Raw genomic sequence first — 12,119 nt, forward strand, 5'->3', positions numbered from 1 at the left:
TAACCGACTAGGAAAGGAGGCGGCCTGTGCAGTTTACAGAGGACCGGCCCATCTTCCAGCAGCTGGCGGAGCAGCTGGAGGAGGCCATTCTGGCCGGGTCGTACCCGGAGGAGAGCCAGGTGCCCTCCATCACCGAGTACTCCGTGGCCTACAAGATCAATCCCGCCACAGCCCTCAAGGGCATCAATCTGCTGGTGGACGCGGGGCTGCTGTACAAGAGGCGGGGCGTGGGGATGTTCGTCTCTCCCGGCGCCCGGGAGAAGCTCCTGGGGGCCCGGCGGGAGCGGTTTTATCACGATCACATCCAGCGCACGGTGCGGGAGGCCCGGAACCTGGGGCTGACGGACCGGGAAGTGCTGGATTTGCTGGAAAGGGGTTTACAGGAACATGGCGATTGAATTTCAACACGTCACCAAGCGTTTCGGCGCCGTCACGGCGCTGGAGGACGTGTCGGTGACCTTCGGCGGCGATAAAATTTACGGGCTGCTGGGCAACAACGGCGCGGGCAAGTCCACCCTGCTGAATATCCTGACAGGCCGGATCTGCCCGGATGGCGGCGCCGTCACCGTGGACGGCGCGCCGGTCACCGGCGACGAGGCCCTGGGGAAGCTCTTCCTGGTGGGGGAGCAGAACCTCTATCCCGACGATATGCGGGTCAAGGGTGCCTTCGCCGCAGCGGAGCTGTTTTACCCGAATTTTGACCGGGCGAAAGCGGAGGACCTGGCAGAGCAGTTCGGCCTGTCCGTCAAACAGAAGATCAACCGCCTCTCCACCGGCTACGGCTCCATCTTCCGGAACATTCTGGGCCTGTGCGTGGGCACGCCCTACGTGCTCTTCGACGAGCCGGTGCTGGGGCTGGATGCCCAGCACCGGGACCTCTTTTACCGGCTGCTGCTGGAGACCTACGCGGAGCAGCCCCGGACCATCGTGCTCTCCACCCACCTCATCGATGAGGTGGCGCAGATCGTGGAGCACACGGTCATCATCCGGGCTGGCCGTATCCTCCAGGACGCCCCCACGGAGCAGCTGACGGCGGGGGCCTGCACCATCTCCGGCCCGGCCGCCGCCGTGGACGATTATACGGCGGGGAAGGATGTCCTGACGGCGCGGAGTCTGGGCGGCCTCAAGACCGTGTGCCTGCGCGGAGGCGACGGCGGACCGCTGCCCGCCGGGCTGGAGCGGACCCGCCTGGGGCTCCAGGAGTACTTTATCAGTTTGATGGAAGAGGAGGATCGGAAATGAGCGTGGCGTTGAACCGGGCGCTCCGGTACGGGATCCGCAATTACCTCCGGGCGGCGGGTATTTTGCTGCTGGTGATGCTGCTGATCCCCCTGGCCCTGTGGGTCATGCTGGCGATGCTGGGCGGCAGCGGCAGCAATTTCAACGGCTACTCCCTGTCGGTGGGGGTATTCGGATTCGTGCTGGGCTTGGTGGGCATCCGGGAAAACCTGCGGATGTTAAACCAGAACGGTGTCTCCCGCCGCACCGCCTTTCTGGCAGAGATTGTCAGCCAGGCAGTGGTGGCGGTGCTGGTGGCCCTGGGGACAACGGCGGTGCTGGCGGTGTATCGTGCCCTCCCCGGCCTCATGGCTCGGGTGGAGGTGTCGGATGTGTACCAGCTGCTCTACGAGGGGGCGGACATGGGCCCCGCCGGCTATCTGCGGACGGCGGTGTTCTCCGCCGCCATGGCCTTTTCCCTGGCGGGGGTGGGCCAGTTCTGGTCGGTGCTGTACTGGCGCCTGAGCAAGTTCTGGACGGTGATCGTCTCCATCGCCATTCCCCTGGTGCTGATCTTCGGCCCTGCGGCGGTGCTGACCGCTGTGGGCGACACTCCGGCGGGGGAGGCCATTGTCCGGGTGCTGGCGGCCCTGGGGCGGTTCTTTATAGGCTCTGTGTGGAACGCCGCTCTGGTGTTTCTGACGGTGGCGGCAGTGAGCTTTGCCCTCAGCTGGCTGCTGGTCCGCCGGGCGGTAATCCGGGGCGCCAAATGAATACAAGACAAAAAGGGAGAGCGGACGGCCGTCCGCTCTCCCTTTTGATGTACGGCTTTTTACAGCATTTTCAGCAGCTCCAGCTGTTCGCCGGAGGGGCCGGTGAAGAACCAGTTCTCCAGCCCGCCGAAGGTGCTGGGCAGGACGTTTTTCTCCCCGGTCATAAAGGTGTCCACACCCAGGGCCTTCAGGTCCGCCGCGGCTTTGTCCACATCGTCCACGTAAATGGCGATGTGGGGGATAACGCCCTCACCGCCGGGGACCGAGGCGATCAGCTCCACGGTGAAGCCCGCCAGCTCCACCAGTGCCAGCTCGTTGGCCTGGGCCGGGGGACAGGCGGGGGCACGCTGGAGCAGCCTGCCGCCGATGCGCTCATAAAAGGCGATGCTCGCGTCCATGTCTGCCGTGCGGACGGCGATGTGGCCCAGGCCCTGATAGTGTTCATTCATATTCATATGGATCCTCCTTCATGGTAGTTCACGGGTGGGATGGGGGTGCGCTCTCCGGCAGCTCCCCGGGAATCAGCGCGCCGATGACGCCGCACACCGCCGCCGGCAGCAGCCAGCCGAAGCCGATGGAGGCCAGGGGCAGCGCATCCAGGAAGGGCAGCTCCACGCCGCCGTAAGTGGAGAGGGTTTTCAGCAGGCTCACCGCCAGGGCGCCCAGGGCCGCCAGCCGGTATACCCACACCCGCCGCAGCCGCCGGCCCGCCAGAGCCAGCAGGATCAGGGCCAGGGTGGGGGGATAGACCACGTCCAGAATGGGTCCGGCGATGGCAACGATCTGATCCAGGCCGAAGTTGGACACCACGGCGCTGAACACGCAGATTACCGCCGCCGTCACCGGGTAGGACAGCCGTCCGCCGGTGAGGCCGGAAAAGTAGGAGGCGGCGGAGCTGACCAGCGCCACCGCCGTGGTGACACAGGCCAGGGCCACCACGATGGAAAACAGCACCACGCCCGCAAAGCCCAAGAGGTTCCGTACGATGGATACCACCAGATACGTCCGGTTCACGGTCAGATCGAAGAACCGGGAGGTGGTGACGCCCAGGTAGGTCAGGCCCAGGTATACCACCAGCAGCGCCGCTCCGGCCACGGCGCCGGCGCCCGCCACCACGGTGAACTTGTCCTTCAGAGCGGTGTGGCCCTTGGCCTCGGCGCTTTTGAGCACGATGATGCCGAACACCATGGCCGCCAGTACGTCCATGGTCTGGTAGCCGGCCTCGATGCCGGTGGCGGGGACGTTGTCCACCAGGGTCCTGGCAGGCACGGGGCCGATGGGGTCGATAACGCCCTTGACGATCAGAATGAGCAGTCCCAGCAGCAGCGCCGGGGTGAGCACCTTGCCCACGATGTCCACCACGGCGGATTCCTTCACGCACAGCAGGAAGATCACCGCGAAGAACAAAATGGAGAACAGCACCGGACTGAACCCGGACACCAGAGGCGACAGGGCCATCTCATAGGTGGTGGCCGCCGTCCGGGGGATGGCAAGCATGGGCCCGATGCACAGCACAATGGCGCTCATCAGCACCGTGGCGGGAACGCGGCTCAGAGGGCGGGTGATGCCGTCGCTGCCGCCCTGGCGGAGGATGGCGAACAGAGCCAGCAGCGCCAGGCCGATGTCCGCCAGATAGTAGCAGAGAAAGCCCAGGAACCACTGGTGTCCTGATTCCAGTCCCAGATAGGGGGGAAAGACCACGTTTCCGGCGCCGAAGAACATGGAGAACAGGGCGAAGCCGATTACAAAAATGTCCTTCCAGATACGCTTCATAAAAACCTCCTTGTCCCATTCGCCGCCGGGCGGCCCGATATTGCCAGAATCTATTATATACGATTTTTTCCAAAAGGGCAAACGCTTTCCCGGGGCCATCCGCCGGCAGCAGAAAATTTTTGAGGAAAGGGGAACTTTTTTGCTTAGCCGCCGTCCAAAAGTTGAAAACCAGGGCGAATACCGCCCGAAAATTTTTTGTTACAGGAGAGAAACCAATGAAAAAGAGATGGACGGCCCTTCTGCTGGCCCTGACGATGACCCTGGCTCTGACTGCCTGCGGCGGAGAGCAGCCTTCCGGCGAAGAGGATGCGCAGGAGAGCGTGGAGGAGACGGTGGACGATGCCCAGACGGAGACCGGCGAGGATATGACGGAGACCGGCACCGAGGAAGCGGAGGACGAGCAGGCGCAGGAGCCCCAGTTGGGAGAGCAGCCCGCCGACACCACTGAAAAGCCCCAGACCGGCAGCAGTCCCGCCGACACCAACGAGAAGCCCCAGAGCCAGCCGGTGGAAAAGCCCTCCACGGAGCAGAAGCCTGCCCAGGAGCAGAAGCCCGCTGAGGAGCAGAAGCCTGCTGAGGAGCAGAAGCCCGCGGCCTCCGCAGACCTGTCCGCCTTTGCCGCGGACCTGGCCGCCTCCCAGACCAACTGGCCCGGCATGATGGCCCTGGAGGGCGAGGCGCTGGACACCTACTATCCCGGCCTGTCCGCCCTGTCCCCCAAGCAGTGCGTGGTACAGATGGCCATGATCTCCGCCTCCGCCGTGGAGATCGCCCTGGTGGAGGTGGCCTCCAGCGCCGATGTGGAGACCGTCAAGGGCATCTTCCAGTCCCGGATCGACTATCAGCTGGGCGACGGGGAGAACCCCGGCGGCCTGCTGTATCCGGCCTCCGTGGAGCTGTGGCAGAACAACGCCCGCATCGTCTCCAACGGCAACTATGTGATGCTGGTGGTCTTTGAGAACGCCGACGGCGTGGTGGACAGCTTCAACGCCCAGTTCGCCTGAGCAGCCGGAAATCAGAAAAGGAAACACGGGACCCGCCCGCCGGCGGGTCCCGTGTGCTGTTTTGCTCAGATCTTCACCAGTTCATACTGCCGGGTGCCCAGCCCCAGCTTCTCCGCGTGCTCCAGGCACACCTGCCACTCGGTGTCCGGGTGGACGGCGTGGAAGAAGTCCTTGTCGGCGCAGTCGCAGTCCTGGTCAAAGACGGCGGAGTTGCGGACCGGCGTCTGGGCCAGGACCGCATCGGCGCAGGCCTGGTCCAGGGCCACGGGATCGAAGGAGGCGAACATGCCCACGTTGGGGACGATGGGCACGTCGTTCTCCCCGTGGCAGTCGCAGTTGGGGGACACGTCCACCACCAGCGACACATGGAAGCAGGGGCGGCCGTCCACCACAGCCTTGGTGTACTCGGCGATCTTCTTGTTGAGGATGGCCGGGGCCTCGTCGTACAGGCACTGGATGGCGTCCTTGGGGCACACGGCCAGACACCGGGCGCAGCCCACGCACTTGTCGGTGTTGATGGTGGCCTTGCCGTCGGGACCGAACTCCGGGGCGCCGTGGGCGCAGATCTTGGCGCAGGCCCGGCAGCCGATGCACTTTTTCTGCTTGACGAAGGGCTTGCCGGAGTTGTGCTGCTCCATCTTGCCGGCCCGGGAGCCGCAACCCATGCCGATGTTTTTCAGGGTGCCGCCCATGCCGGCCTGCTCGTGGCCCTTGAAGTGGGTCAGGGAGACGAACACGTCGGCGTCCATGACGGCCCGGCCGATCTTGGCGGCCTTGACGTACTCGCCGCCCTCCACGGGCACCTCCACCTCGTCGTTGCCCTTGAGGCCGTCGGCGATGATGACATGGCAGCCGGTGGAGTAGGGGGTGAAGCCGTTGACGTAGGCGGACTCGATGTGGTCCAGGGCATTTTTGCGGCCGCCCACGTACAGGGTGTTGCAGTCGGTCAGGAAGGGCTTGCCCCCCTGGCTCTTCACCAGGTCCGCCACCACCTTGGCCCAGTTGGGCCGCAGGTATGCCAGGTTCCCCGGCTCGCCGAAGTGCATCTTGATGGCGACGAATTTGTCCTCCATGTCGATCTCGCCGAAGCCGGCGGTCATCATCAGCCGGGCCAGCTTCTGGGGCAGGTTCTCACGCCAACTGGGGCAGCGGAAATCTGCGAAATAGACCTTTGCTTTTTCTGCCATATGCGGTACTCCTTCTCCTCTTTTTTCCTTGTTCCCTTGAAAACGCCTGGGGTCCGGCGGACGAAGGGGGCCTGCCTGCCCCCGCCCCTCAGGGCAGGTCCACCGTGATATTGTCGGTGCCGTGCTCGTCGAATTCCGAGAGGTAGGCGTCGATGCGGTCCATCAGCTGGCTGTAATTCTCCCGGGTCAGGGGCTCACCGTCCATATCCCGCAGGGCCAGCTCCTCCGCCAGGATCTCATAAAACACGATGTCCTCGTAATGCTCGATGGCCTCGTGGATGCCGCCGTCGGCAAAGGCTCGGGAGGGGATCAGCTCTCCCCGGTACAGCTCCACCAGCTTGCTCATCCTGTGCTGAAGGCAATGGGAAAAGACCAGGCTCTCCACCTCGTCGTACTCCTTGATGCGGTCGTTTTCGCGGGTGGAGTTCATCACCCAGTTGCCTATGTAGACCAGATCCAGCAGATACCGGAACTGCTGCTCCGTCAATTCGATCTTCATGGGGAAAACACCTCCCTGTCAGTTCTCTGCCGCCGGCGTCCCCGGCGGCGCACATTGGTACAGTATGATTATAGCAAAGCCGCAGGGGAAATGCCATATAAAAAAGCGGGGAAAAAGACTAAAATCTGTCTTGCGGCCCTGGGGGTTGCATAGTATAATATATAATTCAGATGCGATGCGCTTCGTGCCCGCCGGGCCGGAAGGGCGGCGCAGACGGATAAGGAGTTTGAAACAGTTATGGATATGCGACCCATCGGCGTGTTCGATTCGGGCCTGGGCGGGCTGACGGCGGTCAGCTCCCTGTGGCGCATCCTGCCGGAGGAGGACCTCATCTACTTCGGCGACACGGCCCGGGTGCCCTACGGCGGCCGCTCCCCGGAGACGATTTTGAAATACGCCCGCCAGGACGTGCGGTTCCTGCGGTCCTTTGATCTCAAGGCCATTTTGATCGCCTGCGGTACGGTCACCACCACCTCCCTCACCACCTTGCAGGCGGAAAACGACCTGCCCATGGTGGGCGTGGTGGAGCCCACCTGTCAGCGGGCGGTGCTGGTGACGAAAAACAAGCGGGTGGGGATGATCGCCACGGCGGCCTCCGTCCGCTCCGGGGCCTACGAGGCGGCGCTGCGCCGTCTGGACCCGGAGATCCAGGTGTTCTGCCGGGCCTGCCCGCTGCTGGTGCCCCTGGTGGAAAACGGCCGCATCCGCCCCGGCGACGTGGTCATCGAGACGGTGGCGGCGGAGTATCTGGAGCCCCTGCGCCAAGCCGGAGTGGACACGGTGATCCTGGGCTGCACCCATTATCCGCTACTGCTGGAGGTCATCGCCCAGATCATGGGCCCCGGGGTGGAGCTGGTTTCCGCCGGTGAGGAGTCCGCCTTCCAGCTCAAGCGGATGCTGAAAGAGCGGGGCCTCCGGGCACCGGAGGACCGCCAGGGCCAGACGGAGTTTTACGTCAGCGACCGGGTGGAGGACTTTGAACAGACGGCTACGCTGTTCCTGCGCCAGGACCTGCGCCACGCCGCACGGAGGATCGACATTGACCAGTACTGAGAACCGTTCGCTGCCTGTCCTGCTGTCCATCCGGGGCGAGCAGTATTTCGACGGCGTGGACCCCGACGCCACGGAGCTGATGACCGAGGGGACCATGGAGCTGTCGGAGGAGGGGCTGACCCTCCGCTATCAGGAGAGCGCCCTGACCGGCATGGAGGGCACCGTCACCACCTTTGAATTGCGTGGCCCCCGGGTGACGCTGACCCGCAGCGGGGCGGTGAACTCCCAGATGATCTTCGAGGAGGGGCGCCAGCACACGTCGCTGTACGAGACGCCCTTCGGAGAGCTGTCGGTGGACATCCAGACCAGCCGCCTGCGCCACAACCTGACGGAGCGGGGCGGCGTCATGGAGATCCGGTACTCCATCGCCGTGGAGCACACCGTCACAGGTCGGAACTGCTTCAAGATCCGGGTAAAGCGGAAGTAAGAGAGAGGCGCCGGCGGCTCGCGCGGCAGCGCGTCCAAGCATTTCGGCGCAGCCGGAATCTTGCCGGAAGGCGAATTTACTTCGCCTGAGGATTTCAATCAAAAGGGCTCCCGCGGGGCCTGCCCCGTGGGAAGCACACCGTCACAGGCCGGAACTGCTTCAAGATCCGGGCAAAGCGGAAGTGAGAAGCAGCGGGCAGAATAGAGAATGCGCCGCGGAGGATCCCTTCGGGGCGATCAACGAAAGAATGACGGCGGCATGGCCGCCGCGTAAGGAGAGGAACAAACTCATGATCAACATGATCCAGAACGCAAAAGACCAGGCCGCGGCCCTGGCCATGGCCGCCTACCGCGCCGCCGCGGCCGACGGGACCCTGCCCCAGGCGGCGGTCCCCGCCGCCCCGGTGGAGATCCCCAAGGACACCGCCAACGGCGACTTCACCACCACCTTTGCCATGGCCGCCGCCCGGGCCCTGCGCCAGCCCCCCCGGGCCATCGCCCAGGCCCTGCTGGACCACATGGACCTCAGCGGCAGCTACTTCACCTCCGCCGAGATCGCCGGCCCCGGCTTTCTGAACTTCCGCCTGGGCAGCGACTGGTACGGCGGCGTCCTGTCCGCCGTGGAGGCCGAGGGCGACAGCTACGGCACCAACGACGGCCTCAAGGGGAAGAAGTATATGGTGGAGTTCGTCTCCGCCAACCCCACCGGCCCCATGCACATGGGCAACGCCCGGGGCGGCGTTCTGGGTGACACCCTGGCAAGCGTCCTCTCCGCCTGCGGCGCCGACGTGACGCGGGAGTTCTACGTCAACGACGCCGGCCACCAGATCGACAAGTTCGCCCACTCCATCGAGGCCCGCTACCTCCAGATCATCCAGGGTGAGGACGCGGTCCCCTTCCCGGAGGACGGCTACCAGGGCGTGGACATCCGGGAGCTGGCCCAGGCCTACTATGACCAGCACGGCGAGGAACTGCTGAACGTCCCGGCGGAAGAGCGCCAGGAAAAGCTGGCCCAGTTCGGCCTGAGCGTGAACCTGCCCCGGATGAAGACCGATCTGGAGCGCTACAAGATCCACTACGACAACTGGTTCTACGAGTCCACCCTCCATGAGAGCGGGTATGTTGCCGAGACTGTGGACCTGCTTACGGAAAAGGGCTGGACCTATGAAAAGGACGGGGCCCTCTGGCTCAAGACCGCCGACATCCTCCGGGAGCACTACCGCAGGGCCGGGAAGAAGGAGGCGGACATCGAGAAGCTGGACCTGAAGGACGACGTGCTGCGCCGGGCCAACGGCTTCTACACCTACTTCGCCGCCGACATCGCCTACCACCGCAACAAGTTCGCCGTCCGGGGCTTCGACAAGGTCATCAACGTCTGGGGCGCCGACCACCACGGCCACGTGGCCCGGCTGAAGGGGGCGCTGGACGCCCTGGACCTGAACGGGTCCGAGCGGCTGGACATCGTCCTCATGCAGCTGGTCAAGCTCCTGCGGGACGGCGAGGTGGTCCGCATGTCCAAGCGGACCGGCAAGGCCATCTCCCTCCACGACCTGCTGGACGAGGTCAGCGTGGACGCCGCCCGGTGGTACTTCAACGCCAAGCCCGACACCCAGATGGAATTCGACCTGGGCCTTGCCGTCCGGGAGGACAGCGAGAACCCCATCTACTACGTGGAGTACGCCCACGCCCGGATCTGCTCGCTGCTGCGGACGCTGAAGGAGGAGGGGGCCTCCGTCCCCGCCCAGGCGGACGTGGACCTCTCCCTGCTCTCCGGCGAGACGGAGCAGGCCCTCATCAAGCAGATCGCCCAGTTCTGCGAGGAGGTGAAGCTGGCGGCCCGGGACTACGACCCCAGCCACATCAACCGCTACCTCCAGGAGCTGGCCGGCTGCTTCCACCGCTTCTACACCGCCTGCCGCATCAAGGGAGAGGCCCCGGCGGTCATGGCGGCCCGCCTGAAGCTGGCGGACGAGACCCGGATCGTGCTGAAAAACGGCCTGCGGCTCATCGGCGTGGACGCGCCGGAGAAGATGTGACGGCCTTTCGGACCTGACAGGAGGACGAGCCCATGGAATTTCAGAAAGAGACCGGCCGCATCTACGCGGAACGGGACGGACAGCTGATCGCCGAGATCACCTTCCCGGAGGAGGACGGCGTGGCGGTCATCGACCACACCTTTGTGGACGGCTCCCTGCGGGGCCAGGGGGTGGCGGGCCAGCTGGTCCGCGCCGCCGCGGACCAGATCCGGGACCAGGGCAAAAAAGCCCGGGCGGTGTGCACCTATGCCCGGGCCTGGTTTGACCGCCATCCGGAGCAGGCGGACCTGCTGGAGGGCTGAGGCCCCAGGCGCGGAAAGACCCGATCAAAACGGCGGAGACGTCCGATCTCCGCCGTTTTTCCTTAGAGAGACAGGAGGAAGATCATATGGAACAGAGAGCTTCTGCCCGCCGGGCGGCGCTGCGGGCGGCCTTTCCAGCCACGGTGCCGGTGCTGACGGGGTTTTTGTGCCTGGGGATCGCCTACGGCGTGCTGATGGAGACCAAGGGATACGGGCCCCTGTGGTCGGTGCTCATGAGCGCCATCGCCTTCGGCGGCAGCATGCAGTTTGTGGCCATCACGCTGCTGACCGCTGTTTTTGATCCCCTCCAGGCCTTTTTGCTCTCGGTCATGGTCAACGCCCGGCACATCTTCTACGGGCTGAGTTTGCTGGACAAGTATCGGGGGTTGGGGAAGGTGCGGCCCTTCCTCATCTATGTGCTCTGCGACGAGACCTTCTCCCTGGTGTCCACCCTGGAGCCGCCGGAGGGAGTGGAGCGGAAGGACTTCTACTTCTGGATCTCCCTGCTGGACTACGCCTACTGGATCGCCGGCACCGCCCTGGGAGGACTGGTGGGGAACCTCATCACCTTCGACACCACAGGCCTGGACTTTGCCCTGACGGCGCTGTTCGTGGTGCTGTTCCTGGAGCAGTGGAAAAAGCGGGCCAACCGGCCCGCAGGGCTGCTGGGCATGGCCTGCGCCGCGGCCGCGTTGGCGGTGTTCGGGGCGGACAACCTGGTGATCCCCGCCATGGCATTGATCCTGGTGTTGCTGCTGGTATTGCGGTCCAGGCTGGACCGCGGAGAGGAGGCGGCGTCATGACGCTGACACCCATACAGACCCTTGGCATCATCCTGGCGGTGGCCGCCGGAACCCAGCTGACGCGGTGGCTGCCCTTCTGGCTGTTCCCGGAGAAGCGGGACCCGCCGCCGGTGGTGGCCTACCTGGGCCGGGTGCTGCCGCCGGCCATGATGGGACTGCTGGTGGTCTACTGCCTCAAGGGCGTCAGTTGGACCGCCGCGCCCCACGGCGCGCCGGAGCTGATCGCCGTGGCCGTCACCGCCGCCCTCCACTGGTGGCGAGGCAATGTGCTGGTGTCCATTGCCGGCGGTACGGCGGTGTACATGCTGCTGGTGCAGCTGGTATTTGCGTAGAGCGCACAGATGCATAAACCTTCCAGAGGTTGCATAAACTGGGACCGCGGCTTGTGCCGCGGTCCTTTTTTTGGAATCGATAGGAGGGGCGCCATGCGCAGACAACTGGTTTGGTGGGAACTGGCGGGCTTTTTGTTTACCGCGGCGGCGGGATCGCTGCTGCATTTTGTCTACGACTGGAGCGGCGGCAGCGCTCTGGCGGCGGCCTTCTCCGCCGTCAACGAATCCACCTGGGAGCACATGAAGCTGCTGTTTTTCCCCATGTTCCTGTTCTCCGTGGTCCAGGTGATCGCCCTGGGGCGGCAGTATCCCAATTTCCTGGCGGTCCGGGCCGTCAGCACCGCGGTGGGCCTGGCGCTGATCCCGGTGCTGTTCTATACCTATACCGGCGTGCTGGGCCGGGATGTGGCGTGGGTGGACGTGACCATCTTTATCCTGTCGGCCCTGGCGGCCTTCGGGCTGGATTTCCGGCTGCTGCGGCGGGGACGGTGGAACAGCGGCTGGCAGCAGGTGGCGGGGCTGCTGGTGCTTTGGGGCCTGGCCTTTTTGTTCGTGTACTTCACCTTCCGCCCGCCGATGCTGGGCCTGTGGCAGGACCCGGTCACCGGCGGCTACGGCATCCCCTGACAATCAAACAGCGGCCAGAGGCGGGGACCGGTCCGGTCCCCGCCTCTGCCGTTCATAGGGATTTTACGTTGACCGTTTTCTGTTCA

The 12,119-nt window shown here is 64.8% G+C and carries 15 protein-coding genes; 11 read left to right on the plus strand and 4 right to left on the minus strand.

Translation table 11 applies throughout. From position 1 onward, the window contains the following. Positions 1-26: 26 nt before the first annotated feature. The 3 genes from KFE19_13100 to KFE19_13110 are packed head-to-tail and all read left to right on the plus strand — an operon-like array spanning position 27 to position 1,991. Complete coding sequence (locus KFE19_13100; GenBank protein QUO37312.1) at positions 27-398, plus strand: GntR family transcriptional regulator; 372 nt, start codon at positions 27-29, stop codon at positions 396-398. Further along, the gene (locus tag KFE19_13105; GenBank protein QUO37313.1) at positions 388-1,242 is read left to right on the plus strand and encodes an ABC transporter ATP-binding protein; all 855 of its coding nucleotides are present in this window, start codon (positions 388-390) and stop codon (positions 1,240-1,242) included. Before KFE19_13100 ends, KFE19_13105 begins: the two co-directional genes overlap by 11 nt. Continuing rightward, the gene (locus KFE19_13110) at positions 1,239-1,991 is read left to right on the plus strand and encodes a hypothetical protein (GenBank protein ID QUO37314.1); all 753 of its coding nucleotides are present in this window, start codon (positions 1,239-1,241) and stop codon (positions 1,989-1,991) included. The genes KFE19_13105 and KFE19_13110 overlap by 4 nt, the downstream gene beginning before the upstream one ends. Before the next feature lie 59 nt (positions 1,992-2,050). On the opposite strand, the gene KFE19_13115 is transcribed toward KFE19_13110, so the two are convergent. Beyond that, the gene (locus KFE19_13115) at positions 2,051-2,446 is read right to left on the minus strand and encodes a VOC family protein (GenBank protein QUO37315.1); all 396 of its coding nucleotides are present in this window, start codon (positions 2,444-2,446) and stop codon (positions 2,051-2,053) included. 22 nt (positions 2,447-2,468) lie between these two features. Next, positions 2,469-3,764, minus strand: a complete 1,296-nt coding sequence (gene brnQ, locus KFE19_13120) for a branched-chain amino acid transport system II carrier protein (GenBank protein QUO37316.1) — start codon at positions 3,762-3,764, stop codon at positions 2,469-2,471. Positions 3,765-3,979: 215 nt separating this feature from the next. Between brnQ and KFE19_13125 the strand changes: the two genes are divergently transcribed. Further along, a complete protein-coding gene (locus KFE19_13125) occupies positions 3,980-4,768 on the plus strand; it encodes a DUF4358 domain-containing protein (protein ID QUO37317.1) in 789 nt (262 codons plus the stop codon). A 65-nt stretch (positions 4,769-4,833) separates the two neighbouring features. Here KFE19_13125 and KFE19_13130 read toward each other — a convergent pair whose 3' ends face one another. Both KFE19_13130 and KFE19_13135 read right to left on the minus strand, forming a co-directional pair. After that, positions 4,834-5,955 carry a DUF362 domain-containing protein gene (locus KFE19_13130; protein QUO37318.1) on the minus strand — a complete coding sequence of 374 codons (1,122 nt, stop codon included), beginning with the start codon at positions 5,953-5,955 and terminating at the stop codon, positions 4,834-4,836. 88 nt (positions 5,956-6,043) lie between these two features. Then, positions 6,044-6,454 (minus strand): hypothetical protein, encoded by a 411-nt coding sequence (locus KFE19_13135; GenBank protein QUO37319.1) that lies wholly within the window; start codon positions 6,452-6,454, stop codon positions 6,044-6,046. 237 nt (positions 6,455-6,691) lie between these two features. Here KFE19_13135 and KFE19_13140 point away from each other — a divergent pair, with 237 nt between their 5' ends. The 7 genes from KFE19_13140 (at position 6,692) to KFE19_13170 (ending at position 12,033) form a co-directional block, all read left to right on the plus strand. After that, entirely contained in the window at positions 6,692-7,507 is an 816-nt protein-coding gene (locus KFE19_13140) for a glutamate racemase (GenBank protein ID QUO37320.1), read from the plus strand. Beyond that, on the plus strand, positions 7,494-7,934 hold the full coding sequence (locus KFE19_13145; protein ID QUO37321.1) for a DUF1934 domain-containing protein: 441 nt from the start codon (positions 7,494-7,496) through the stop codon (positions 7,932-7,934). Before KFE19_13140 ends, KFE19_13145 begins: the two co-directional genes overlap by 14 nt. A gap of 289 nt (positions 7,935-8,223) precedes the next feature. Further along, positions 8,224-9,969, plus strand: coding sequence for an arginine--tRNA ligase (locus KFE19_13150; protein ID QUO37322.1), 1,746 nt, complete (start codon positions 8,224-8,226; stop codon positions 9,967-9,969). Positions 9,970-10,001: 32 nt separating this feature from the next. Next, entirely contained in the window at positions 10,002-10,271 is a 270-nt protein-coding gene (locus KFE19_13155) for an N-acetyltransferase (GenBank protein QUO37323.1), read from the plus strand. An 86-nt stretch (positions 10,272-10,357) separates the two neighbouring features. Next, positions 10,358-11,074: an AzlC family ABC transporter permease gene (locus tag KFE19_13160; protein QUO37324.1), complete on the plus strand. Its 717-nt coding sequence runs from the start codon at positions 10,358-10,360 to the stop codon at positions 11,072-11,074. Beyond that, entirely contained in the window at positions 11,071-11,406 is a 336-nt protein-coding gene (locus tag KFE19_13165) for a branched-chain amino acid transporter permease (GenBank protein QUO37325.1), read from the plus strand. Before KFE19_13160 ends, KFE19_13165 begins: the two co-directional genes overlap by 4 nt. Positions 11,407-11,499: 93 nt before the next feature. Next, the gene (locus KFE19_13170) at positions 11,500-12,033 is read left to right on the plus strand and encodes a hypothetical protein (protein QUO37326.1); all 534 of its coding nucleotides are present in this window, start codon (positions 11,500-11,502) and stop codon (positions 12,031-12,033) included. Positions 12,034-12,119 lie beyond the last annotated feature (86 nt).

It is taken from the genome of Dysosmobacter sp. Marseille-Q4140 (assembly GCA_018228705.1).
Classification (GTDB): domain Bacteria; phylum Bacillota; class Clostridia; order Oscillospirales; family Oscillospiraceae; genus Oscillibacter.

Bases quoted from the DNA above. Each gene is read 5' to 3' on its own strand.
- KFE19_13160 (QUO37324.1), top strand. From the start codon at position 10,358: ATGGAACAGAGAGCTTCTGCCCGCCGGGCGGCGCTGCGGGCGGCCTTT.
- KFE19_13105 (QUO37313.1), top strand. From the start codon at position 388: ATGGCGATTGAATTTCAACACGTCACCAAGCGTTTCGGCGCCGTCACG.
- KFE19_13165 (QUO37325.1), top strand. From the start codon at position 11,071: ATGACGCTGACACCCATACAGACCCTTGGCATCATCCTGGCGGTGGCC.
- KFE19_13155 (QUO37323.1), top strand. From the start codon at position 10,002: ATGGAATTTCAGAAAGAGACCGGCCGCATCTACGCGGAACGGGACGGA.
- KFE19_13130 (QUO37318.1), bottom strand. From the start codon at position 5,955: ATGGCAGAAAAAGCAAAGGTCTATTTCGCAGATTTCCGCTGCCCCAGT.
- KFE19_13170 (QUO37326.1), top strand. From the start codon at position 11,500: ATGCGCAGACAACTGGTTTGGTGGGAACTGGCGGGCTTTTTGTTTACC.
- KFE19_13140 (QUO37320.1), top strand. From the start codon at position 6,692: ATGGATATGCGACCCATCGGCGTGTTCGATTCGGGCCTGGGCGGGCTG.
- KFE19_13150 (QUO37322.1), top strand. From the start codon at position 8,224: ATGATCAACATGATCCAGAACGCAAAAGACCAGGCCGCGGCCCTGGCC.
- brnQ (QUO37316.1), bottom strand. From the start codon at position 3,764: ATGAAGCGTATCTGGAAGGACATTTTTGTAATCGGCTTCGCCCTGTTC.
- KFE19_13135 (QUO37319.1), bottom strand. From the start codon at position 6,454: ATGAAGATCGAATTGACGGAGCAGCAGTTCCGGTATCTGCTGGATCTG.
- KFE19_13115 (QUO37315.1), bottom strand. From the start codon at position 2,446: ATGAATATGAATGAACACTATCAGGGCCTGGGCCACATCGCCGTCCGC.
- KFE19_13125 (QUO37317.1), top strand. From the start codon at position 3,980: ATGAAAAAGAGATGGACGGCCCTTCTGCTGGCCCTGACGATGACCCTG.
- KFE19_13110 (QUO37314.1), top strand. From the start codon at position 1,239: ATGAGCGTGGCGTTGAACCGGGCGCTCCGGTACGGGATCCGCAATTAC.